Source organism: Ureibacillus endophyticus (assembly GCF_003628435.1).
Taxonomy (GTDB): Bacteria; Bacillota; Bacilli; order Bacillales_A; family Planococcaceae; genus Ureibacillus; species Ureibacillus endophyticus.
Window position 1 is genome coordinate 1 of sequence record NZ_RBZN01000018.1, and the last position, 25,501, is coordinate 25,501.

Annotated in this window: 21 protein-coding genes, 1 tRNA gene and 1 other RNA gene; 20 read left to right on the top strand and 3 right to left on the bottom strand. The window is 36.5% G+C overall.

The genetic code is table 11. From position 1 onward, the window contains the following. The first annotated feature begins 144 nt into the window (after window positions 1–144). Both whiA and D8M03_RS08870 read left to right on the top strand, forming a co-directional pair. Entirely contained in the window at window positions 145–1,089 is a 945-nt protein-coding gene (gene whiA / locus D8M03_RS08865; protein WP_121214414.1) for a DNA-binding protein WhiA, read from the top strand. Window positions 1,090–1,186: 97 nt separating this feature from the next. Then, window positions 1,187–1,444, top strand: a complete 258-nt coding sequence (locus D8M03_RS08870) for an HPr family phosphocarrier protein (RefSeq protein WP_121214415.1) — start codon at window positions 1,187–1,189, stop codon at window positions 1,442–1,444. A gap of 287 nt (window positions 1,445–1,731) precedes the next feature. On the opposite strand, the gene clpP is transcribed toward D8M03_RS08870, so the two are convergent. Then, window positions 1,732–2,328, bottom strand: a complete 597-nt coding sequence (gene clpP / locus D8M03_RS08875) for an ATP-dependent Clp endopeptidase proteolytic subunit ClpP (RefSeq protein WP_121214416.1) — start codon at window positions 2,326–2,328, stop codon at window positions 1,732–1,734. A gap of 300 nt (window positions 2,329–2,628) precedes the next feature. On the opposite strand from clpP, the gene D8M03_RS08880 reads away from it, so the two are divergent. From D8M03_RS08880 to D8M03_RS08895, 4 genes are all read left to right on the top strand, one after another. Next, window positions 2,629–2,703: transfer RNA gene (locus tag D8M03_RS08880), tRNA-Arg, on the top strand. Window positions 2,704–3,164: 461 nt separating this feature from the next. Next, a complete protein-coding gene (locus D8M03_RS08885; protein ID WP_121214417.1) occupies window positions 3,165–3,962 on the top strand; it encodes a basic amino acid ABC transporter substrate-binding protein in 798 nt (265 codons plus the stop codon). Window positions 3,963–3,982: 20 nt separating this feature from the next. Further along, window positions 3,983–4,690, top strand: a complete 708-nt coding sequence (locus tag D8M03_RS08890) for an amino acid ABC transporter permease (RefSeq protein ID WP_121214418.1) — start codon at window positions 3,983–3,985, stop codon at window positions 4,688–4,690. Further along, entirely contained in the window at window positions 4,687–5,409 is a 723-nt protein-coding gene (locus tag D8M03_RS08895) for an amino acid ABC transporter ATP-binding protein (protein ID WP_121214419.1), read from the top strand. The genes D8M03_RS08890 and D8M03_RS08895 overlap by 4 nt, the downstream gene beginning before the upstream one ends. Window positions 5,410–6,053: 644 nt before the next feature. On the opposite strand, the gene D8M03_RS08900 is transcribed toward D8M03_RS08895, so the two are convergent. Next, on the bottom strand, window positions 6,054–6,674 hold the full coding sequence (locus tag D8M03_RS08900; protein WP_121214420.1) for a spore coat protein: 621 nt from the start codon (window positions 6,672–6,674) through the stop codon (window positions 6,054–6,056). Window positions 6,675–6,786: 112 nt separating this feature from the next. Between D8M03_RS08900 and D8M03_RS08905 the strand changes: the two genes are divergently transcribed. From D8M03_RS08905 to eno, 7 genes are all read left to right on the top strand, one after another. After that, a complete protein-coding gene (locus D8M03_RS08905; protein WP_121214421.1) occupies window positions 6,787–7,017 on the top strand; it encodes a glutaredoxin family protein in 231 nt (76 codons plus the stop codon). Between the two features lie 109 nt (window positions 7,018–7,126). Then, on the top strand, window positions 7,127–8,155 hold the full coding sequence (locus tag D8M03_RS08910) for a sugar-binding transcriptional regulator (RefSeq protein WP_245987519.1): 1,029 nt from the start codon (window positions 7,127–7,129) through the stop codon (window positions 8,153–8,155). Window positions 8,156–8,229: 74 nt separating this feature from the next. Beyond that, window positions 8,230–9,234, top strand: a complete 1,005-nt coding sequence (gene gap / locus D8M03_RS08915) for a type I glyceraldehyde-3-phosphate dehydrogenase (RefSeq protein WP_121214422.1) — start codon at window positions 8,230–8,232, stop codon at window positions 9,232–9,234. Window positions 9,235–9,788: 554 nt separating this feature from the next. Beyond that, window positions 9,789–10,973 (top strand): phosphoglycerate kinase, encoded by a 1,185-nt coding sequence (locus tag D8M03_RS08920; RefSeq protein ID WP_121214423.1) that lies wholly within the window; start codon window positions 9,789–9,791, stop codon window positions 10,971–10,973. A 12-nt stretch (window positions 10,974–10,985) separates the two neighbouring features. After that, window positions 10,986–11,750, top strand: coding sequence for a triose-phosphate isomerase (gene tpiA, locus D8M03_RS08925; RefSeq protein ID WP_121214424.1), 765 nt, complete (start codon window positions 10,986–10,988; stop codon window positions 11,748–11,750). Continuing rightward, on the top strand, window positions 11,743–13,269 hold the full coding sequence (gene gpmI / locus D8M03_RS08930; protein WP_121214425.1) for a 2,3-bisphosphoglycerate-independent phosphoglycerate mutase: 1,527 nt from the start codon (window positions 11,743–11,745) through the stop codon (window positions 13,267–13,269). Before tpiA ends, gpmI begins: the two co-directional genes overlap by 8 nt. Window positions 13,270–13,299: 30 nt before the next feature. Continuing rightward, window positions 13,300–14,592 (top strand): phosphopyruvate hydratase, encoded by a 1,293-nt coding sequence (gene eno, locus D8M03_RS08935; RefSeq protein ID WP_121214426.1) that lies wholly within the window; start codon window positions 13,300–13,302, stop codon window positions 14,590–14,592. Between the two features lie 274 nt (window positions 14,593–14,866). Here the strand turns inward: eno and D8M03_RS08940 are convergent, their stop codons facing one another. Continuing rightward, a complete protein-coding gene (locus tag D8M03_RS08940) occupies window positions 14,867–15,832 on the bottom strand; it encodes a nuclease-related domain-containing protein (RefSeq protein WP_121214427.1) in 966 nt (321 codons plus the stop codon). 252 nt (window positions 15,833–16,084) lie between these two features. Between D8M03_RS08940 and secG the strand changes: the two genes are divergently transcribed. The 7 genes from secG (at window position 16,085) to D8M03_RS08975 (ending at window position 25,501) form a co-directional block, all read left to right on the top strand. Next, window positions 16,085–16,312 (top strand): preprotein translocase subunit SecG, encoded by a 228-nt coding sequence (gene secG / locus D8M03_RS08945; protein WP_121214428.1) that lies wholly within the window; start codon window positions 16,085–16,087, stop codon window positions 16,310–16,312. 166 nt (window positions 16,313–16,478) lie between these two features. After that, window positions 16,479–17,222, top strand: coding sequence for an alpha/beta hydrolase (locus tag D8M03_RS08950; protein ID WP_121214429.1), 744 nt, complete (start codon window positions 16,479–16,481; stop codon window positions 17,220–17,222). 15 nt (window positions 17,223–17,237) lie between these two features. After that, window positions 17,238–19,604, top strand: a complete 2,367-nt coding sequence (gene rnr, locus D8M03_RS08955) for a ribonuclease R (protein ID WP_121214430.1) — start codon at window positions 17,238–17,240, stop codon at window positions 19,602–19,604. A gap of 125 nt (window positions 19,605–19,729) precedes the next feature. Further along, entirely contained in the window at window positions 19,730–20,197 is a 468-nt protein-coding gene (smpB, locus tag D8M03_RS08960; protein ID WP_121214431.1) for an SsrA-binding protein SmpB, read from the top strand. A gap of 154 nt (window positions 20,198–20,351) precedes the next feature. Continuing rightward, window positions 20,352–20,706, top strand: a transfer-messenger RNA (tmRNA) gene (gene ssrA / locus D8M03_RS08965). A gap of 1,463 nt (window positions 20,707–22,169) precedes the next feature. Continuing rightward, window positions 22,170–24,182, top strand: coding sequence for a type I restriction-modification system subunit M (locus D8M03_RS08970; RefSeq protein ID WP_121214432.1), 2,013 nt, complete (start codon window positions 22,170–22,172; stop codon window positions 24,180–24,182). Next, complete coding sequence (locus D8M03_RS08975) at window positions 24,179–25,501, top strand: restriction endonuclease subunit S (protein WP_121214433.1); 1,323 nt, start codon at window positions 24,179–24,181, stop codon at window positions 25,499–25,501. The genes D8M03_RS08970 and D8M03_RS08975 overlap by 4 nt, the downstream gene beginning before the upstream one ends.

Consider the following 25,501-nt stretch of genomic DNA (forward strand, 5'->3'; position numbering starts at 1 on the left):
GTTGTGTGGTGTGGTAACCTCAACTAACATCAAAATTCAGGGGGTGGCAAGTTTTTTTGCATAAAAGACTGTAAAACCAACGATTATTAGCGATTTATATATATAAGTTTTGACAATACGACATATTGAAAGGGGGGGGAAGAGATGTCATTTGCTTCCGAAACAAAAAAAGAATTAACTCAAATAGAAGCTGATGATTCCAGTTTAAAATCTGAAGTTTCTGCACTCATTCGAATGAATGGTACATTATCATTTACTAATCGACAACTGAGTTTAGACGTTCAAACGGAAAATGCTGCGATTGCAAGACGTTTATATACAATCGTTAAAAAGTTATATCCTTATAATGTCGAGCTATTGGTTCGTAAAAAGATGCGATTAAAGAAAAATAATGTATACATTTGTCGTATCCGTGAAGGTGCTCGTGAAATCCTATCTGATTTAGATATCTTGTCAATAGATTTTCAATTGAATCATACAATATCAAAATCGATATTAGGGAATAAAAACCAGAAACGTGCTTATTTGCGCGGAGCATTTTTGGCAGGTGGCTCTGTTAACAACCCTGAAACATCATCATATCATTTAGAGATATACTCTTTATATAAAGAACATGGTGAAGCATTAGCTGACTTAATGAATCAATTTAATCTTAATGCTAAGACAATCGAGCGGAAAAAAGGATTTGTGACCTATTTAAAGGAAGCAGAAAAGATATCCGATTTCTTAGGGATTGTTGGCGCTACAACAGCAATGTTAAAGTTTGAAGATGTTCGAATTGTCCGTGATATGCGTAACAGCGTAAATCGTATTGTAAACTGTGAAACAGCGAACCTGAACAAAACAATAGGTGCAGCAATACGACAAGTTGAAAATATCCGTTTTATTGACAATGCTATTGGATTAGATCAACTCCCAGAAAAATTGCGTGAAATTGCAAGATTACGAGTGGAATATCAGGACGTAACATTAAAAGAACTTGGTGAGATGGTATCAACTGGTACAGTAAGTAAGTCAGGTGTAAATCATCGCTTACGAAAAATTGATGAAATTGCTGATGCACTAAGACGTGGAGAAATGATAAAATAATATATTTCAAATTTGTAGGAATCTAAGATTGTTCTTTTCATACATTTTAGATAAGATTATATTATACAGATGATCGGTATGAAAGGGAGTATCGTAAATGGTTGAGACCACAGTGGAAGTAAAATTAAAAACTGGTTTACAGGCACGTCAAGCAGCCTTATTCGTGCAAGAGGCAAATCGCTATAAATCAGAAGTGTATTTACAAAAAGAAGAGAAAAAAGTAAATGCAAAATCCATTATGGGTATTATGAGTTTAGCTATCGCTAGAGGCACAGCTGTCACTTTAATTGCTGATGGCAAAGATGAGTCAGAAGCCATTAAAGGCCTAGCAACTCTAATCGAAAAAGAAGAATAATGTATTTTATTTTGAAAACGCTCGCAAAAAAAGTGGTGTCTAATACAGACACCACTTTTTTCTGCGCCGAAAGCATAGCGACAGGCGCAAAAAAGGTAAGAACAACCCTAATGTACGGAGATGTCTTGCAATGATACAGACACCTCCTTTTTCTGCGCCGAAAGCATAGCGACAGGCGCAAAAAGTCGTAAGGGATATGTCTTGCACTGAAAGAGACACCACCTTTTTCTGCGCCGAAACAAAAAATTGGTGAAGAAAAATTCATTTCTTCACCAATTGATAGGATATTATTCTTTTTTATCAGAGCTGCGTTCAATGATATGGTCAATTAAACCATATTCTTTTGCGTTTTGTGCAGTCATGAAGTTATCGCGGTCAGTATCTTGAGCGATTTTTTCTAATGGTTGACCAGTACGTTCAGCTAAAATTCCGTTTAACTTGTCGCGTAAGAATAAAATACGTTTAGCTGCGATTTCGATTTCTGTAGCTTGACCTTGAGCTCCACCAAGAGGTTGGTGAATCATTACTTCAGCGTTTGGTAAAGCAAAACGTTTACCTGGTTCACCAGCAGCAAGTAAGAATGCTCCCATCGATGCTGCCATACCGATACAAATTGTAGAAACTTGTGGCTTAATATATTGCATTGTATCATAGATCGCCATACCTGCAGTGATAGAACCACCTGGTGAGTTAATATATAATGAGATATCCTTCTCTGGATCTTCTGCTGCTAAGAAAAGTAATTGGGCAACAATTGAGTTTGCAACATTGTCATCAATTGCACTACCTAAAAGAATGATGCGGTCCTTTAAAAGTCTAGAGTAAATATCGTATGCACGTTCACCGCGGTTTGTTTGTTCAATAACTGTAGGAATTAAATTCATTGTTATATCCTCCTTAATAAAGGTGTTTTATAAAATTGCTACGTGCTGAAATGTATCAGCTGTAACATAATCATACACAGAATAGTCAATAAAGGTCAAATATAAACTCCTTAATTTACATGTTTTATGATTAAGAGTTCGTAAAGTTGAATAGTCTAATTAAATGTATATTCCATAAACTTTATAGTTGAATTGTCGTGTAGGTGCTTGTATAATAGAAAAGTCGTAATTTTATGGTTTTGACCTTCGTATGGGTACATGTTTTTTCTTAGCGTTACGAGTAAGACTTATTTTATTTTTGTCCTCGTGGTGTAATGGATAACACAGAAGATTCCGGTTCTTCCGCTGGGGGTTCGATTCCCTCCGAGGGCGCCATTTTACTGTTTCAAAATATATATTATAATAGCAAACCTTTTATGAATTTATTAGTTTAGCAGCCTAATAAATTTTAAAAGGGAATGAAGATAAAGGATAAAATGTATTACTGTACCAATTCATTTTATCCTTATTTCATTCATTTAAACATTTTTTTCCTAATTTTTTAAAAAAATAAATACTATTACATAGTACAACCGTATTTTTATACGGTTGTTTTTTTATTTATGCAAAATTTTTTTTATTTGTAGAATATATGAAATTTTTTCGAAATATATATTTTCTTCTCGAATAAGTATAATTTTTATCGTATAAGTAGGAATTATTTTCAATAATAGTACATATATTTCGAAAATTTTTTGTTGTATAATAATTCCGATGTTTATATAATTGTTATATATATTACTAGGTTTGAAACTAAGAATATTGCAAACATTATAACAACTTTAGGGGGACTAACTATGTTAAAGAAAAAAGGAATGTTTAAATTAGGAATGCTTCTAACTGCATCTTCACTTATGTTAGCTGCATGTGGATCTAGTGACTCAGACTCATCAACTGGTAGTGCAGGTGAAGGTGAAAAAATTACTAAACTAGTAGCAGGAACAGAAGCTACTTTTGCACCATTTGAATATATGGATGATAAAGGTAATGTAGTAGGAATTGATGTAGATATACTAGATGCAATGACAGAAGAACTAGGTATTGAATATGAAATTCGTAATGTTGGTTGGGAGCCAGTATTCCAACAAGTAAAAAATGGTGAACTAGATTTAGGAGCTTCAGGTATTACAATTACTGATGAACGTAAAGAAACTTTTGATTTTACTGAACCATATTTTGAAGCAACACAAGTGCTAGTTGTAAAAGAAGATTCTCCAATTACTTCTGCTGAAGATGTAAAAGGTAAAAAAGTATCAGTTCAAATTAACTCTACTGGTCACATCGCAGCCAAAGATTTACTTGGTGAAACTAACCCAGATATTATGGCATATGAAAATTTACCAATCGCTATTCAAGAAGTGATTAACGGAACTTCAGAAGCAGCTATTGGTGACAACGCAGTAGTATTTGAGTACTTAAAAAATAACCCAGATGCAAAACTTAAAGTGATCGAAGACGATGCATTTGCTAAAGAATACTATGGTTTCATGGTGAAAAAAGGAAATACTGAAGTGTTAGATCTATTAAATGAAGGTCTACAAAAAATTAAAGAAAATGGTAAATTAGCAGAAATTACTGGTCAAGAATTAGAATAGAAAATTTGGAGGTGTTTCAGATGGACTTCTTAGAGTTGCGCTGGGACATAATCTGGAACTACCGTGAGCTTTTTTTACGTGGGATATGGATTACAATTTTACTTACAATTAGTGGTTATGTAGGTGGTATTATTCTTGGGGTTTTAATCGGATTAGGTGAAACTTCAAAGAAAAAATGGATTTATTGGCCATCTAAGTTGTACGTAGACCTGTTTCGCGGAACTCCAATGTTGGTACAGATTTTAATTATTCACTTAGCGTTTATCCCAGCAATTTTTGGACAATCGTATGGATTTATGGTTTCAGGTATTACAGCATTGATTTTAAACTGTGCAGCATATAACGCAGAGATTATCCGTGCTGGTATTCAATCAATCGATAAAGGACAAATGGAAGCTGCACGCTCACTTGGTTTAACTCATTCTCAAGCGATGCGAAAAATCATCTTACCACAAGCCTTCCGTCGAATGATTCCACCATTAGGAAACGAATTTATTGCATTATTAAAAGATTCATCATTAGTAACAGTTATTGCGGCAAACGATATTTTATATGCAGCAAAGGTTGTAGCAGGGGCGTATAACCGTTTCTGGGAACCTTATTTAGTCGCTGCACTTTTATACTTAATCTTAACGTACCTAGTAACTAAAGTTGTTGCTTATGTCGAACGAAGATTTAGTAATAGTTACAATCCGCGTAAGAAAAAAGAAGGGCGGGTTGCATCATGATTAAAGTAGAAAATTTACACAAACATTTTGATAAGCTAGAAGTATTAAAAGGCATAGACTACGAAATTAAAGAAAAAGAAGTAGTTTGTGTAATTGGTCCCTCTGGTTCAGGTAAAAGTACTTTTTTAAGATGTATTAATCTTTTAGAAGAAATCACAAATGGTGCTATTTATATTGATGGGGTAAAGGTAAACGATCCGAAAACAAATATTAACGATATTCGTACAGAAGTAGGAATGGTTTTCCAACAGTTTAATTTATTCCCACATATGACCGTATTAGATAATATTACGATGGCACCGATGCTGATTCGTAAATTGTCAAAACCGGAAGCTGAGAAATTAGCTTTGGAATTATTAGATAAAGTTGGACTACGTGCAAAAGCTGATAATTATCCACAGCAATTATCAGGTGGTCAACAACAACGTGTAGCAATTGCACGTGCCTTAGCAATGAAGCCAAAAGTCATGCTGTTTGACGAACCAACTTCAGCACTTGATCCAGAAATGGTAAATGAAGTATTGGACGTTATGAAGCAGTTAGCACTTGAAGGGATGACGATGGTTGTCGTAACACACGAAATGGGCTTCGCACGAGAAGTTGCAGATCGCGTGGTATTCATGGATGGCGGTTTCATCGTTGAACAAGGCGATCCTGAACAACTATTCGGAAACCCACAAAATGAACGAACAAAAGCCTTTTTAGGAAAAGTTTTATAAAAGTAGAATCCATTTGATGGTTGTGAATAACAACCGTTGAATGGATTTTTTATTTTGTAATGGTCTGATTGGGGGTGAATGGACGAAACGATATGTTATCTGGACGAAAATTAAGTGTATGCGGACGAAAATTAGAATTAAGCGGTCGAATTTAGAATGAGTGGACGAAACGGTAAGTTATCCGGACGAAAACTAAGCATATGTGGACGAAACATTAGAATAAGTGGACGAATCTAGAATGAACGGACTAAACGATGGGTTATCCGGACGAAAACTAAGCATATGGACGAAACATTAGATTAAGTGGACGAATCTAGGTTGAATGGACTAAACGATGGATTATCTGGACGAAAACTAAATGTATGTGGACAAAACCGTGAACTCTTGTGCATTTATATTTGCTTCTTGTGCACTTGGCAATATAACTAGTGCATTTATCTATGCTCTTGTGCGCTTAGCATCACATTTTGTGCGGATATAACTGTGACTTGTGCACAAAAAAACCGAGCAAAAATTTGCCCGGTTTTTGTTCTCAACATTGTCTAGCTACGAACGCTAGCTCTTCGACAACTTCAGAAACTCCTCCTCTTGTCGTTTCCTCCAGTTGTCTTCAGAGCTGAACGAGCGTTCTTCGCTTTTCTAAATTAGTTCGGCATATCTTTCGCTTTTTGTGCCATGCCGTACATGTTAAGCATAGTTTGCATATCTTGTGGAGCTAGTTGAGGGATTTGGTATAGGCCTTGTTTGTTTTGCCATAGTGATAGCTCGTATGCCATTTCGATACAGTTTGGAATGGAATCTTGTAAAACACGGCGTACTACCGGGTTTGTTGCTTCAAGGGCAGCTTGCGTTTTACCTGCTGCACCCATTTTGTGGCAGCTTAACAAGAAGCCTGAAATAATGCCGTCGTTAATTTCGTTTGCTGATTGCATCGGTTGTTTTGGTTGACCTGGTGATAAGCCGTATTTTGAATCATTGCCCATTTGCATTTTATAAGAACGAGTTGGGTGGCTTGGATCTTGGCCAGTTTTGAAGCACTCAGCCGTAATATTGTATTCATCTAGCATAAATGCGTATTGTCTATCCAAAATATTTAAAAGCTCTGGATCTTGAACATGGGGACGGAAAAAGATAAATGTGTTCATTGCGCCAATTGCTGCACTTAGTACCTCATGAACGTCTAACACTTCATGTGCACCATGATTCATCGACATTGGCATGTTTCCTTGCATTCCCTGAGATTGATTCATAAATTGGTTTTCCATTATTTATTCCTCCAAATTCAATAGTCGTACAAACGTACACGATATAGTTTGTGTAGATTTTATTTGATTATTCAATGGAAATTTGTCATTCTTAAAAAAGGAGGAATTTAAGATGAAAGTTACATTTTATAGTCGACCGAACTGTCCATTATGTACTGACGGTTTAATGATGTTAAAATTGGTGCAAGAAGATGTAGAATTTGAAATCGAAATGGTTAATATTGAAGATGATGATGAAATCCATGAAAAATACATGCTCATGATTCCTGTTGTCGAAAAAGATGGAGAAATTGTGCAATATGGAAATTTAGATTATGTAACATTACTCGAATCACTTCAATAATATAGATAGAAGTTGTATAATATTGGTATCGGGTATTTTTTTACCCTTTCTGGGACATTTTTATATATGTGGGGCAAAAAAGTCCTGATAAGAAAAGAAGGTAATACATTTGAACAAATATTTTTCCCAAAAGGCGTTCGAAATATTAGTTCCTGAAGTGATTTCAACATTTCAACTTCGATATCGCGTTTTGCAAATGATTTCGATGTCAGGTCCAATAGGAAGAAGGGCGATTGTTGATTCATTAAAGATGACTGAAAGATTTATCAGGAACGAAATAGAAAATCTGAAAAATCAACAATTGATTGAAATCACTTCAAAGGGAATGATTTGTACTTCCCTTGGAAATGAAATGTTAGATCAATTAAAAGACGTATTCCAAGAACTTTCAGGGTTATTACAAAAGGAAAAATTATTAGCAAAAGTTCTAGGGATTCAAAAAGTTATTATTGTACCAGGCAACTTAGATGAGGATGCAAATATTAAACACCTCATTGGAAAAGAAGCAGCCTCATTATTAACAGAACATGCAAAAAAAGATGATTATGTTGCGATAACAGGTGGCAGTACCGTTGCAGCATTAACTCATTTTTTAGAACCAGTAAAATCTTTAGACAGCTTAACATTCATTGCAGCCCGAGGAAGTATTGGGGATGAATTAGATTTTCAAGCAAATACGTTGGTATCACAATTTGCATCAAAATGTCATGCCAACAGTAAAACGCTCTATTTGCCAGAACATTTAAGTCAAACAGCCTATGAAACGATGATGAAAGAACCGATTATTAAGGAAATTATCGACTTATACGATGAAGTTCGAATTGTCATCCATGGTATTGGGAATGCGAAAGAAATGGCTGAAAGAAGACAATCAAATCCTGAAATTATTTCACTATTGCGTGACAAACAAGCGGTAGGAGAGGCATTTGGATACTACTTTGATGAAAACGGTCAAATCATTCATCGAATTAATACAATCGGCATTCAATTGGAGCAAGTAAAGCAAAGTCGTAACATCATTGCTGTTGCAGGTGGGGCGAATAAAGCGAAAGCGATTCAAGCTTACTTTAATATTGCAGCAAAACATACTGTATTAATTACAGATGAAGGTGCTGCAAATGCAATTCTAAATGGTTAATAAAGTTTTCATCAGGCTAAACTGTATTGGGTGGTCTTTTGAAATCTTAAATATATAAATTGGAGGAAATAACTATGGCTATTAAAATCGCAATTAACGGATTTGGACGTATCGGAAGACTTGTATTTCGCGAGGCAATCAATCACAGTGAGTTTGAAGTTGTGGCTGTTAATGATTTAACAGATGCACATCAATTAGCTCATTTATTAAAATACGATTCAATTCACGGTATTTTTGATGGAGAAGTACAATCAGAAGATAATGCATTTATCGTAAATGGCAAACGCGTTCAAGTATTATCCGAAAAAGACCCTGCAAACTTACCATGGGGAGAACTTGATATTGATATAGTGATCGAATCTACTGGTCGTTTTAGATCGATGGAAGATGTATCAAAACATGTTCAAGCAGGTGCGAAAAAAGCGATTTTATCTGCACCAGCTAAAGGTGAGATGCCTACATACGTAATGGGGGTAAACCATACAGAATACAATCCATCTGAAACAGTTATTTCAAATGCATCTTGTACTACAAACTGTTTAGCACCAGTAGCGAAAGTACTTGATGAAAAGTTCGGTATTAAACGTGGATTAATGACAACAATCCATTCCTATACAAATGACCAACGAATCTTAGACTTCCCGCATAGTGACCCAAGACGTGCACGTGCAGGAGCAGTTTCAATGATTCCTACAACAACAGGGGCTGCCGTTGCTGTTGCGAAAGTATTACCACATTTAAAAGGTAAACTGGATGGCTTCTCTATGCGTGTTCCAACACCAAACGTATCATGTGTTGACTTAGTAGCGGAATTAAATACAACAGTAACAGTAGAAGAAGTAAACAATGCTTTAAAAGAAGCGGCAAACGGTTCGCTAGAAGGAATTCTTGGTTATAACGAATTACCATTAGTATCGATCGATTATAATGGTGATAAACATTCATCTACAGTTGATGGTTTATCAACAATGGTATTAGATAATAACATGATCAAAGTATTAGCTTGGTACGATAATGAAATCGGTTATTCTAATCGATTAATGGATCTTGCTCTATATATTACACAACGTTCGAAATAAGAGAATAATGTGACATACTTATTAAGAATATGCCACATTAATCATTAATTTAGCATAAAAAGTATAGCCTTTATATTTATTACCATTTATAATGGTTAAGGGTAAAAGAAGCGTGGGATAAAAATACCCATCGCTTCTTTCTTTTTAATCAGCTAGAATGTGCGAGCGTAATTGAATTCTAAAGTGAACGAACGCGCTTCGCTTTTCGATTGTCCAGCTATGGTGGCTAGGCTCTCGCGTCGCTTCAACTCCTCCTACGAAGGCAAAAAGCGCCTTCTTGTTCGGAGTCTCCAGCGCGTGTCGAGCCTGAACGAGCCACCTTCGCTTTTCGATGGTCTAGCTTCGTGCGTTAGCTCCTCGACAACTTCAGAATCGTCTGCAAGGGCAAAAAGCGCCCTTTTGCCGATTCTTCCAGTTGTTTTCGGAACTAAACGAACGCGCTTCGCTTTTCTAATATTGTAAGAATAAAAGGAGACGCTTTAAGCTTACAATAAACTATTGCATAAATGAGAAAATAATATAAACTCGCAAATTTTGAAGGAGGGTTTTCTTCAATGTTTTTAAAGAAGACGATGAAAGATGTAGATGTAAAAGGTAAACGTGTATTTGTTCGTGTGGACTTCAACGTACCAATGGAAAACGGGGAGATTACAGACGATACGCGTATCCGTGCTGCACTTCCAACAATTAAAGAACTAGTAAATGCAGGAGCGAAAGTTATTTTAGCTTCCCATTTAGGTCGTCCAAAAGGCGAAGTAAAAGAAGAAATGCGTTTAACGGCAGTTGGTGTTCGTTTAAGTGAATTAATTGGACAACCAGTTACAAAGCTAGATGAATCAATTGGTGAAACAGTTGAAGCAACAGTTGCCGAAATGAAAGATGGCGACATCGTATTATTAGAAAATGTCCGTTTCCATAAAGGCGAAGAAAAAAATGACGAAGAACTCGCAAAAGCTTTCGCGAAATTAGCAGATATCTATGTAAACGATGCATTTGGTGCAGCTCACCGTGCTCATGCTACTACAGAAGGTATTGCAAAATATGTTCCAGCCGTTTCTGGTCTTTTAATGGAAAGAGAGCTAGATGTATTAGGGAAAGCTTTATCAAATCCTGAACGTCCATTTACAGCGATTATCGGTGGTGCAAAAGTTAAAGATAAAATCGGTGTTATCGAAAGCTTGCTAGATAAAGTAGATCATCTCATTATCGGCGGCGGCCTTTCCTTCACATTTGTAAAAGCGCAAGGACATTCAATAGGAAAATCTTTATTAGAAGAAGATAAAATTGAATTAGCGCGCGGCTTTATTGAAAGAGCAAAAGAAAAAGGCGTTCAATTACATATGCCAGTGGATGCGGTTGTAGCGAACGAATTTTCAAAAGATGCACAAACAAAAGTTGTAGATATTAATGAAATCCCAGAAGAGTGGATGGGTCTAGACATTGGTCCAAAAACTGCTGAAAAATATGCAGACATCATAAAACAATCCAAATTAATTATTTGGAATGGTCCGATGGGTGTGTTCGAAATGGAACCATTTGCAAATGGTACGAAGACTGTTGCAAATGCCATGGCAGAAACAGAAGGCTACACAGTAATCGGTGGTGGCGACTCAGCGGCAGCAGTAGAAAAATTTGATGTAGCAGATAAAATGGACCACATCTCAACAGGTGGAGGAGCTTCTCTAGAGCTTATGGAAGGTAAAGAACTTCCTGGTATTGTAGCGTTAAACGATAAATAAGGAGGCAAATTCATGCGTAAACCAATTATTGCAGGAAACTGGAAAATGTATAAAAACTTTGATGAGGCAGTGGAGTTTGCAGAAGAAGTACGCGACAAAATTCCTTCTGCTGATAAAGTAGATTCAGTTATTTGTGCTCCAGCTATTTATTTACCAACATTAGTTGATATTGCTACTGAAACAGATTTAGCGATTGGTGCACAAAACATGCACTATGAAAATGAAGGCGCCTTTACTGGAGAAGTGAGCCCATCACAATTAGCCTCCATTTATGTGGATTATGTCATACTAGGTCATTCTGAACGCCGTGAATATTTCAATGAAACGGATGAAGCTATTAACAAAAAAGTAGGAGCAGCCCTTTCTCATGGAATCGTTCCAATTATTTGTTGTGGTGAAACGTTAGAAGAAAAAGAAGCGGGGAAAACAGAAGCAAAAGTTGTATACCAAGTAACAAAAGCTTTAGAAGGTTTCAAATCTGAAGAAGTAAAACATATGGTCATTGCCTATGAACCAATTTGGGCGATTGGCACAGGAAAAACAGCTACAGCAGAAGATGCAAATCACGTTTGTGGATTTATCCGTAAAACAGTCGGTCAATTATTTGGACATGATGCTGCAAACGAAATCCGTATACAATATGGTGGTAGCGTAAAACCTGAAAATATTGAAGAATTGTTATCGAAAGAACATATCGATGGTGCCCTTGTAGGCGGTGCAAGCTTAGAAGTGTCATCGTATTTAAAATTACTGGAGGCGGCAAGTCAAAATGCCTAAACAACCTGTTGCATTAATTATTTTAGACGGCTTTGCATTTCGCGATGAAGTATTCGGAAATGCAGTAGCGCAAAGTAAAAAGCCAAACTTTGATCGTTACTGGGCGCAATACCCTCACTCTACATTAACTGCATGTGGAGAAGCGGTAGGTCTTCCAGATGGTCAAATGGGTAACTCTGAAGTAGGTCACTTAAACATTGGTGCTGGCCGAATTGTGTACCAAAGTTTAACGCGAATTCACAAATCCATTCGTGATGGCGAATTCTTTAAAATCGATAAGTTTTTACAAGCGGTTGAACATGTAAAAGCAAATAATTCTAAATTGCACTTAATGGGGTTACTATCTGACGGTGGTGTTCATAGTCATTACGAGCACCTTTTTGCCCTATTACGATTAGCCAAAGAAAATGGCCTTGACGATGTATTCGTACACGGTTTCTTAGATGGCCGTGATGTTGGACCATCAACAGCAGTTGGCTATATTGAAGAAACAGAAAAGAAAATGAATGAAATCGGCGTAGGGAAATTTGCATCGATTCATGGCCGTTATTATGCAATGGACCGTGACAAACGTTGGGAACGTGTTGAATTAACATATAAAGCGTTAGTGGATGGAATTGGACATACTGCAGCATCAGCGAAAATGGGTGTTGAAACTTCATATGCAAATGAAGTGTATGATGAATTCGTAAAACCATTTGTAATTACAGAAGAAGGAAAACCAGTAGCTACAATTGATACGAATGATGCAGTAATCTTCTTCAACTTCCGTCCAGACCGTGCAATTCAACTTTCAACGGTATTTACAAATGACCAATTTATTGGTTTTAAACTTTCAGAAAAGCATCCTAAAAACTTAAAATTTGTATCATTTACTCACTATAGTGTAGATGTTCATGCAGATGTTGCTTTTGAAAATGTAGATTTAGTAAATACTGTTGGTGAAGTCATTGCAAGAAATGGTTTAACTCAACTGCGAATTGCTGAAACTGAAAAATACCCTCATGTAACGTTCTTTATGAGTGGTGGCCGTGAAGCAAAATTCCCAGGTGAAGAGCGTATTTTAATCGCTTCACCAAAAGTAGCTACATATGATTTAAAACCTGAAATGAGTGCATATGAGGTAACGGATGCACTGCTAAAAGAAATTGAAGCAGATAAGTTTGACGCCATCATCTTAAATTTCGCTAACCCAGATATGGTTGGTCACAGTGGTATGCTTGAACCGACAATTAAAGCGATTGAAACAGTAGATGAATGTTTAGGAAAAGTTGTAGACGCTATACTAGCTAAGGGTGGGGCTGCAATTATTACAGCCGATCACGGAAATTCCGATGAGGTTGTCACAATTGAAGGTGAACCAATGACAGCCCATACAACAAATCCAGTTCCGGTAATTGTGACAAAAAATGATATTGTTGTCAGAGATGGTGGAATTTTGGCAGATTTAGCGCCAACTATGTTAAAATTACTAAATGTAAAACAACCCGAAGAAATGACAGGTAAGCCATTATTTTAAGGTTGAAAAATAGATTAGGGGAGATTATTTATGCCATTTATTACTCAAGTATATGCTCGCGAAGTGTTAGACTCTCGTGGTAACCCAACAGTAGAAGTAGAAGTATTCACAGAATCAGGTGCGTTTGGTCGCGCGATCGTGCCATCTGGTGCATCAACTGGTGAATATGAAGCAGTTGAATTACGTGATGGAGACAAAACTCGTTACGTAGGTAAAGGTGTTTTAAAAGCTGTAGAAAACGTAAACACAATTATCGCTGAAGAATTAGAAGGCAACTACTCAGTTCTTGACCAAGTAGTAATTGATAATGCATTAATCGAACTTGATGGTACAGAAAACAAAGGTAAATTAGGTGCTAACGCAATCCTAGGTGTATCTTTAGCAGTAGCTCATGCAGCAGCTGATTATTTAGATATTCCTTTATACCAATACCTTGGTGGCGTAAACGCAAAACAATTACCAGTACCAATGATGAACATCTTAAACGGTGGTGCTCACGCTGATAACAACGTAGACATCCAAGAATTCATGGTAATGCCAGTTGGCGCAGAATCTTTCCGTCATGCATTACGCATCGGTGCTGAAATCTTCCATACATTAAAAGCTGTATTAAAAGAAAAAGGATACAACACTGCAGTAGGTGACGAAGGTGGTTTCGCACCAAACTTAGGTTCAAACGAAGAAGCAATTACAGTTATCTTAGAAGCAATTGAACGCGCTGGTTACAAACCAGGTGAAGAAGTTCGCTTAGCTCTAGACGTAGCATCTTCTGAACTTTACGATGATGCAAAAGGTAAATACGTATTAGCTGGTGAAGGTGTAGAAAAAACTTCTGCTGAAATGGTTGACTGGTACGAAGAGTTAACTTCTAAATACCCAATCATCTCAATCGAAGACGGTTTAGATGAAAACGACTGGGAAGGTCACAAACTTCTTACAGAACGTATCGGAAACCGCGTTCAATTAGTAGGTGACGATTTATTCGTTACAAATACATCTAAACTTTCTCAAGGTATCGAGCAAGGTGTAGGTAACGCAATCCTTATCAAAGTTAACCAAATCGGTACATTAACTGAAACATTTGATGCAATCGAAATGGCAAAACGCGCTGGTTATACAGCTGTCATCTCTCACCGTTCTGGTGAATCAGAAGACGCTACAATCGCAGACATCGCAGTTGCAACGAACGCTGGTCAAATTAAAACAGGTGCTCCATCTCGTACAGACCGCGTTGCGAAATACAACCAACTTCTTCGTATCGAAGACCAACTTGGTGCTACTAGCCAATACTTAGGCTTAAAATCATTCTATAACCTACGATAAGATAATTAATGGGCTCTCAGGGAAACTTGAGGGCCTTTTTTTATTGGGGGTTTTGGGGGATTATTAGAAGAAAACAGGGCAATAATAGAAAATTTTTCTTCGATAATAGAAAATTTCCTCTTGATAATAGAAACTCTTCAGATTATAGAAAAATTAGAGTGATTAATAGAAGAAATAGACCTAATAATAGAAAAAACTGGATACATAATAGAAAAATCCACCCTAATAATAGAAAATAGAAATCCCCCACAAACACATAAAGAACCATCCCAAACTAGAATGGTCCTTTATTAACAATATCTTCAGGAATCAGGTATCGTCTCCCACGCTTTTCACCTTCAGAAGTGAGTCCAAGTCGAGCTAGAAGTTTGGAAGCTACATGCATTGAGTCGATGCCGAAAAACTCTCGAAATTCTTGATTTGTAATATAGTTATTTACTAATAACCGATAGTCGTCCAAGGCTTGTAGGATGGCCTTCTTATTTCGAACTCTGCATTTTGGACAGCACCATGTTCCCGCTTTATAGTGCATTTGAAACTCATAATTACATATTTCACACAAAACGCCCTTTTTAATATGGCAAAGTTCGATATGATTTTTTGCTTCGGAACGTTTTAAGTTCGAATTTAGATAGTTTGCGAGTTCCACTAACTGTTCGTTAGTAACAACTGGTTTGTATTTTGCCTCCAATTTATTTAAATAAAATTGTAAGCCACTCGCATGAAAAAATGGAGGATGTTTTGGTATTTTTCCAATAATCGTTGATGGATTGGAACTAACAATTGCATACTCAATTGGCAATGGAATCTTTAATCTTTTTAAGAGACGAAAAAAATATTGTCCATGTCTTCTAATTTGAGCAAAGGGATTTGTAAAACTTTCTATAGTGTTCTCTAATGTCCGTGTTAACTGATGTTTGTCCTCTTCATAGTCAACTCGTCCAGAGATATTTTTAATTTCAATAATGAGCAGAAATTCCGGAGAGAGTAAAAGTGTATCGATTTGGTGGGGAAAGCCAAATTCATTGATACACTCGTAGTTAAAAATAAAAAAATGCTTCTCAGGTTTAGTCAATTCAACTAATAGGCGATCAACAAACAATTCGCCTTTGTACCCAGCCTGTAATCGATTTGCTAGTTTTACATAATAGTCAAAATGTTCATGTTTGTTGTTCAATCGCCTGACAAGCGCATTAGCAAATGATAATTTATTGGGCATTTTTCGTTCAAGTAGAATCAAATTTTCACCTCCTCAACCTGTATTTTAATGGAAATACTTTACAATTTGAAGAGGTGAAATAAAAAGCTGATATTTATCTTATTTCGCAAATTTTATAACTTCTTTCAATTAGAGAGTTATAAAGTAGAAGTAAAAGAGATGAAAATATATGGTAAATATTTATTACAACTATACAACCATATTATTGTAACTTCAGGTTATATTTGATATACTGTACTTTGTTGTGAAGTTTCTAATCAGGAGGTGGAGTAATTGCATACAGTATTATTGACATTACTGATTATTGTAAGCATCGGTTTAATCGTTGTTGTTTTACTACAATCAGGTAAAAGTGCGGGTCTATCAGGTGCCATCTCAGGTGGAGCTGAACAACTTTTCGGTAAACAGAAAGCAAGAGGTATGGAGTTAGTTTTACATAGAATAACTATTGTTCTTGCAGTTTTGTTCTTTCTTTTAGCGTTAGCAATCGTTAAATTTTAACAACATAACAAGATTCCAACGCCTAACCAAGTACAGGTTAGGTGTTTTATTTTAACCTTATAGTACCATAATTTTCTTGTATAACTAATTAATGGTCAGCATAAATATTCACGAATCAAAACATATTATGTGCCAATGAGATGAACGAAAGATAATGGAGGGAACTATGCGAAATGCAGAATTAAAACCATTCTTTTTCGAAGCTGGAGAACGCGCGGTATTGTTATTGCATGGATTTACTGGCAGTTCATCAGATGTTCGGATGCTTGGGCGTTTCCTTGAAAAGAATGGCTACACAAGTCATGCGCCACACTATAAAGGTCATGGTGTACCACCTGAAAATTTAATTGTGACGTCACCAGATGATTGGTGGAAAGATGTATTACAAGGATATGAAACATTAAAAAATGCGGGGTACGAGAAAATCGCCGTTGCTGGATTATCCCTTGGTGGTGTGTTTGCATTAAAGCTGGCGCTACACAAACCTTTAAAAGGGATTGTTACGATGTGTTCACCTATGACGATGAGAACTACTGATAAAATGTTCGAAGGCGTTATTAAATATGCATATGATTACAAACGATTTGAAGGAAAAAAAGAGGATCAAATCGAACAAGAAATAGAAGAGATTCGAGCAAAGGGAATGCCTTCTTTGCCGGAATTACAACAACTGATTGTCGATGTGCGCAGTGAACTGGATATGATTTACGCGCCGATTCTAGTCGTGCAATCAAAAAATGATGAAATTATTGATCCCAATTCTGCTCATACTATATACACAGAAGTGGAATCCTTACAAAAAGAAATTAAATGGTTTGAAGAATCTAGCCATGTTATTACGCTAGATAAAGAAAAGCAACAACTTCACGAATTGATTCTAAACTTTTTAGAATCATTAGATTGGGAGTAGAAGGAGGGAAATTATATGTCTCAAGATTTACAACAACGGTTATTAAACTTAATGAAACTTGATGAATATAAACCGTTAAAAGTTGATGAAATAGAACAAGAATTACAGCTTGAAGATGCAGAAGAGTTTAAAGAGCTCATTAAAACGTTAGTACGCATGGAAGATCAGGGGTTAGTAGTTCGTTCTCGGGCGAATCGTTATGGTCTACCAGAGCGCATGAATTTACTGAGAGGTAAATTTATTGGTCACCCAAAAGGATTCGGATTTGTAACACCAGATGAAGAGGGAATGGATGACATATTTATCCCGCCACATGAAATTAACGGTGCTCTGAATGGGGATATCGTATTAATTCGTGTGTTAAAAGAAACATCCGGTGACCGCAGAGAAGGTACAGTAATTAAGATTATTGAACGTGGCAAGTCTACTTTTGTTGGTACATACCAAGCAAATAGAGGATTTGGATTTGTTGTACCTGATGATAAAAAAATGAATATGGATATCTTCGTAACGAAAGAGGATTCATTAGGTGCAGTAGACGGTCATAAAGTTGTGGTTGAAATTGTGAACTGGCCGGATGATATTAAATCGGCAACAGGGGTTATTACAAAAATCCTTGGCCACAAGAATGACCCAGGTGTTGATATTTTATCAATCCTTTATAAATACGACATTCCACCTGAGTTTCCACCAGAAGTCGTACAAGCTGCTGCGGAAGTACCAGATGAAATTACAGAGCAAGATTTAATTGGTCGCCGTGATTTACGAAATGAAGTCATCGTGACAATTGACGGTGCCGATGCGAAAGACTTGGACGATGCTGTAACAGTTACGAAAAATGAGGATGGCACCTATAAACTAGGTGTTCACATTGCTGACGTTAGTTACTATGTAAAAGAAGGCTCAATCATTGATACTGAAGCATATGAACGTGCAACGAGTGTGTATTTAACAGACCGAGTAATTCCAATGATTCCTCATCGTTTATCAAACGGAATTTGTTCATTAAATCCTCAAGTCGATCGTTTAACGTTATCTTGTGAAATGACAATTGACCAAAATGGACAAGTCGTTGAACATGAAATCTTCCAAAGTGTCATTAAAACAACAGAGCGAATGACTTATAGCGATGTATATAAAATTTTGGAAGAACAAGATGAAGAATTAATGAAGCGTTATGAGCCGCTTGTTCCAATGTTTAAGGATATGGCGGATTTAGCTGCGATTTTACGTAAAAAGCGTATGGAGCGCGGTGCTATTGACTTTGACTTTAAAGAATCAAAAGTGCTAGTAGATGAAGATGGCTGGCCAACAGATATCGTGCTTCGTGAACGTACAGTTTCAGAGCGTTTAATTGAAGAGTTCATGTTAGTGGCCAACGAAACAGTGGCAGAACATTTCCACTGGATGCAAGTGCCGTTCATTTACCGTATTCACGAAGATCCAAAACCAGAAAAGCTACAACGCTTCTTTGAATTTGTTACAAACTTTGGATTAGTGGTAAAAGGAACAGGCAACTCGGTACATCCGAAAGCATTGCAAGAGATTATTCAAGCCATTGAAGGGATGCCAGAAGAGCCGGTGATTTCAACGATGTTACTTCGCTCGATGCAACAAGCGAAATACTATCCTGAATCCATTGGTCACTTTGGTTTATCAACGGATTACTATACGCACTTCACATCACCAATCCGTCGTTACCCAGACTTAATCGTACACCGTTTAATTCGTACGTATTTAATTGAAGGGGATGTGTCGAAGGAAACAACTTTCAAATGGGGACAAGTGATGGATGAAATTGCAGACCATACTTCTGAGCGTGAACGCCGAGCAGTCGATGCAGAACGTGATACTGATGCACTGAAAAAGGCACAGTACATGTCTGATAAAATCGGTGAAGAGTTTGAAGGGATTGTTTCTTCGATTACGAACTTCGGTATTTTCGTGGAATTACCGAATACCGTTGAAGGGCTAGTTCACATTACGAACATGACGGATGATTACTACAACTTCGATGAACGCCAAATGATTATGATTGGTGAACATACGAACCGTCAATTCCGAATTGGGGATGAAGTACGAGTTCGTGTTGCCAATGTCGTAATTGAAGAGTCTTCCATTGATTTTGAAATCGTGGGTATGGTTCAATCTTATGGTAGAACTCGTAAAGCGGCTCCGAAAGTTATTCATGCTGGACGAAAAGGTGAAGGTGGCGGTAGCAGACGTCGAGATCGCGAAAATGGTCGTGACCGTGATCGTAAAAAAGGTGGCGGCAGTGGCAAAGGATCTAGTTCAGGTACTGGCGGTCGCAAAGTAAAACAAAAGCAAAAGTTTTATGAAGGCATTGCGAAAAAATCGAAAAAGAAGAAGAAAAAACGCTAACATATAGCCGAGTGTGAGTGGTATCTCGCACTTGGCAATTTCTTTGTTTAAATGTATTATTTTCTAATAGAGAGTGTGAAAGTGAGCACACGTGCTGACTTTTTTAGAATGGTGAGGTGTTGGCTGTGGCAAAAGGACAAGGCAAAGTATTAGCCCAAAATAAAAAAGCAAGCCATGATTATTTTATTGAAGAAACATACGAAGCAGGAATGGTCCTACAAGGTACTGAAATTAAATCCATTCGTGCCGGCAAAGTACAATTAAAAGATTCGTACGTACAAATTCGTCATGGGGAAGCATGGATTTACAACATGCACATTAGTCCGTATGATCAAGGAAATCGTTTTAACCATGACCCATTACGAGTTCGTAAGTTACTTTTGCACAAAAAGCAAATTAGCGAATTGCTAGGAAAAACAAAACAAGAGGGATACACAATTGTCCCATTAAAAATGTACATTAAAGATGGCTACGCAAAACTATTAATAGGTTTAGGTAAGGGTAAGAAAAACTACGACAAACGCGATGACTTGAAGAAAAAAGAAGCGAAGCGTGAGATGGAACGTGCGTTTAAGGCGAAAAACCAATATTAAAGTGCGATTGGTTAAAAACGGTCAGACAGGAAGAAAGTGATCGGTTGCAGTTTGAATGATTTTGTCCTATAATAAGTGTACAAGTTGCCAGAGTAGTAAAGGCTTAAACAACCTTTTCCGTATGTGTTTAATTACACATCCTTCTTATTTATAGGGGGACGTTACGGATTCGACAGGGATGGTTCAAGCTTGAACTGCGCGTCGGAGGTCTCGGCTCCGTCATCAACGGAAGTTATATAATAACTGGCAAACAACAAAATTTAGCTTACGCAGCTTAGTCTCGTAGCGCTCAACCTGTCCATCGCCCATGTGGACAACGTTGGGCTCAACTTTAGTGGGATACGATCAGTGGTGCCGCTTGAGTCACTGATAAGAGATTTCCAAGCTAGTGTGCAGGACGCCTGTTTGTCGGCATAATGACACACGAAATGCAAGTAGGCAAACTACACGCGTAGAAGTTTGAGTATTGGAGTTTCTGGACGCGGGTTCGACTCCCGCCGTCTCCATAATATTTTAACGTAAAACGTTGATATATCAGCGTTTCTAAGACTAGGGATATTGAACGGGAGTTTAACTCTTGTGCAATATCCCTTTTCTTATCCCTATGGAAATGTTCTATATTTGAACACGCTCAAAGACCTTCTTAATTCACTTTAGGAGGTTTTTTCTATGTCTAGTAGGAAACGTAAGCATGGAATCTTTTCCTTCTTTAGCGAAGCTGTAGAGATGATTCAAGCAGAGGAAATATAACAAGAGATGTCAACAGGTAAACCAATAGCAGAAGCACTTGAGACGGTATTTATGCAGATGAAAATAGCAGGCAATAGACGCGCACGATTGAGAGCTATGAGTACATCTTTAAGCAGTTTGTACTCTTAATAGGTTGAAAACTTGTTCTTTTTGTTGTAATTATGCAAAGCTTCTTAAAAGGGTGGAATCAGCTTTCTGACGGGGCAAAGCTAGTAATTTGAACCATTGAGCCATTATAATTGATCCAATTAGGAAGTCCATTATTTGTGAAGTTGAAAATTCAGGGTGTTTTAAGCCACGACTTCGTAAATAGCGATGCTTTTCATTGTTTAGGCGAGGGTCATAAACTCCTTTTCATGTAGCTCTCAACTTTTAGGACAGATAAGGGATCCTTTTTGGAATGTTTAAAATCTAAAGTAACCATGTTGCCACTTCTTTTTTAATAGACTGCAAGTTTATGGGGAATATGACAAAGTATATGAAAGTGAATAGAGCCATCTTGATAAAATTCGATGACACCTAAAAATACTAGGCTGACATGTTCATCCAAACATTCTTCTATTTTTGTAACACGTTTTAAGTTCTTCCAAAAGTTTGTGAACTTAGTACGGCAAGTAGCTATGTCTGAAGTATCAAAATCACATTACGTTTAGACATTTTAAACGCTTGTTATACTCAAACTTTTCACATGGCTTTACGATTTTGACATTAACATTTTATAAAAACAAAATTCTTAATAGAACGTGAATGTATTTCTTCTGCGTTCTGTATTTCCTCGTTTGTTAAGCTTGTGTGCAACTTGAGTGAAGAACTTTTACGTCCAGCATTTCTATTATAATTTTTAGAACTAGCGCTTCGTACAATTACTTCAGCTAAATGCCACTTAGTAGAATCTTAATAGCATTTTGTTGTATTAATTGTTTGTACTTGGTGCATATCAAAACCTGCTCTCTATGTAAAGTTTTCATCTTTTTTTCTTAATAAAGTTGTCCGTAATTAATTACTAAATATCAAGTCAACTGCAAGGAATTCCTGATTAAATCTGTTGGTAGAGGATATTACCTTTTGTCGTTCGAATAGTTATAATTGTAAATATTGATAAAGTATTTTATGAAGTTGATATGTAGTGATAGGTGATTACTAGAGAACATTAAGCTCAAAAAACCTACATTTATCTCCAGCGCACATAGAATTTGAATAATTATAAAGTGAGGTATATAAAATGATTAACTTCCAAGATAAAGTAAGCTTCATATGGTCAATTGCGGAGATTTTGCGTGGGCCATATAAGCCAGAAGATTACGGTAAAATTGTTTTACCATTAGCAGTTTTACGTCGTTTTGACTGTGTATTAGAAAGCACAAAAGAAGAAGTGTTAGCGAAGGCGGAACAATTTGCTTCCATGTCAGAGGAAGCACGTGAGCCGATTTTAAATCGTGTATCGAAACAGAACTTCCACAATATCAGTAAATATGATTTCAACAAGCTATTAACGGATTCAGACAACATTGCAGATAACTTGCGTGACTACATAAACGGTTTTTCTAAAGTGGCTCGTGATATTATGGATCACTTTGATTTCGACCGCCAAATTGATAAGCTGGATCAAAACAACTTATTATACTTAACGATTAAACGCTTCAGCGAAATCGACTTACATCCAGAAACTGTGTCGAACATTGAAATGGGTTATGTATTTGAGGAATTAATCCGTCGTTTTAATGAAAATGCAGAAGCAGGGGATCACTACACACCACGTGAAGTGATTCGTTTAATGACGCATTTATTATTCTTACATGATGATGCGAGCATTTTAACGAAACCAGGTTTAACCCAAACATTATATGACTGTGCAGCAGGAACTGGTGGTATGGGATCAGTAGCACAAGAATATTTAGCACAAGTAAATCCAACAGCTCATTTAGAATTTTTCGGACAAGAAATCAACCCTGAATCATATGCCATCTGTAAATCGGATTTATTGATTAAAGGGGAAGATGCACGTAACATTCGTTTAGGTAATACGTTATCAAACGACCAATTTCCAAATGAAAAATTCGATTATTTAATTTCGAATCCGCCATACGGAGTAGACTGGAAATCGTATGAAAAACCGATTAAAGAAGAGCATGAAAAACAAGGCTTTGACGGTCGTTTCGGTCCTGGTACACCTCGTACAAGTGATGGACAGCTATTATTCTTAATGCACTTAATTTCAAAAATGAAACCAGTAACAGCAGAAAATCCACAAGGCTCTCGTTTAGCCATCATTATGAACGGTTCACCATTATTTACAGGAGATGCAGGCTCTGGTGAAAGTGAAATTCGTAAATATGTACTGGAAAATGATTTAGTAGAAGGTATAGTAGCGTTACCAAATGATTTATTCTACAACACAGGTATTGCAACATATATATGGATTTTAACGAACAATAAAGCACCTCTTCATAAAGGTAAGGTACGTTTAGTGAATGCGGTAGACTTCTCGAAAAAGATGAAAAAGTCTATGGGTAGCAAGCGTAATGAAATTACAGAAGAGCAAATTAATGAAATCGTTCGTTTATACGGTGAAGCACAGCCACATGAAAACGTAAAGATTTTCGATAACGAAGACTTCGGCTATGCGAAAATTACTGTAGAACGTCCATTACGTTTAAACTTCAAAGTGAACGAAGAGCGTTTAGCACGAGTTGTTGAAGAAAAAGGATTTGCAAACTTAGCAACGTCGAAGAAAAAAGGTGATGCAGGTCACGCTGAAATCGAAGCTGGAAAAGAATTGCAAACACAAATTTTAGCTGCATTACGCACGTTAGAAAGCGATACGTTGTATAAAAATCGTGAGGAATTCACAAAAGTTGTAAAGGCAGCGTTAAAAGAAGCAAACGTTACAATTGGCGCACCTGTATTAAAAGCGATTTTAGCTGGTCTTTCTGAAAAAGATGAAACAGCGGATGTATGTATGAAAAATAAAACAGACATCGAGCCAGATTCTGATTTACGTGATACAGAGAACGTGCCGTTAAAAGAAAATATTCATGATTACTTTACACGTGAAGTATTACCACATGTACCTGATGCATGGATAGATGAATCAAAAACAAAAATCGGCTACGAAATTCCATTCACTCGCCAATTCTACAAATACACAGCACTACGTAGCTCAGCGGAAATTATGGACGAGATTCGTGCGTTGGAAGTAGAGATTGCTGAGCAGTTGAAGAAGGTGATGGGATGAGTATATTAAAATATTTAGATTTAATTATTCCGTCAGAATGGAATAAAGTACGATTAGCTACAATAGCTAATATAATTGACCCAGAGCCTAGTCATAGAGCGCCTGCTTTAGCTGATGGGGAAGGGTTTCCTTATATAGGTATAAGAGATGTAAACAATGATGGTACCGTTAATACAGTTACAGCAAGACCTATAAAAGAGGAATCTTTAATAGAGCAAGAAAAAAGATTTAAGATTGATGATGGTGACTTGATTTTTTGTAGAGTAGCTACTTTAGGTAATCCTAAAATTATTAAAATTGATAAGAGAGTAGCTTTATCAGCAACCTTAGCCTTGATAAAGCCTAAAAGAGAAAAAGTAAATAATATTTTCTTATTGTATCTATTGGACTCAGATTATATAAAACTTCAAACTGAATTATATTCAACAGGCTCTACTAGAAAATCTCTAGGTATGGAAACAATAAGAAAGTTTGAAGTTCTGGTTCCGCCATTAGACATTCAAAATGCTATTGCTGAATATTTATTTGAAAAGATGACGGTATTAGATAATATTATTGAGGGTAAAAAGCGTTCTATCGAATTGTTAGAACAACAACGTCAATCAATCATAACAGAAGCTGTTACAAAAGGTTTAAATCCGAATGTGAAAATGAAAGATTCAGGAGTTGAGTGGATTGGGGAGATTCCAGAGCATTGGAACGTAACTAAAATTAAATACAACACTTATGTTAAAGGAAGAATTGGATGGCAAGGGCTAAAATCAGATGAATTCGTTGATGAAGGTCCATATTTAGTTACAGGTACGGATTTTAAAAATGGCTATGTTGAATGGAGCACTTGTTATCACATTAGTGAAGAACGTTACAATGAAGCACCACCAATTCAATTAAAAGAGAATGATTTATTAATTACTAAGGACGGAACAATAGGGAAGTTAGCGATTGTAAAAGATATGCCATCTAAAGCAATATTAAATAGTGGAGTTTTTGTTACACGACCAGTTAATGAAAAATATTTATCTGAATATATGTATTGGTTATTAAGTTCAAATGTTTTTGATAAATACATTTCTTTAATGGAAACCGGTTCGACAATTAAACATTTGTATCAAGAAACATTTGTTAATTTTTCTTATCCATTACCTTCTCTGAAAGAACAAGAAGAAATAGTGAAGTGTTTAAACATGAAAATTAACGATATTGATAATATTGCTCATCTTGTAAAAGAGCAAATTTTAAAATTAAAAGAATACCGTCAATCCCTGATTTACGAAGCAGTAACAGGTAAAATTGATGTACGTGAAATGGAACTTGATTAA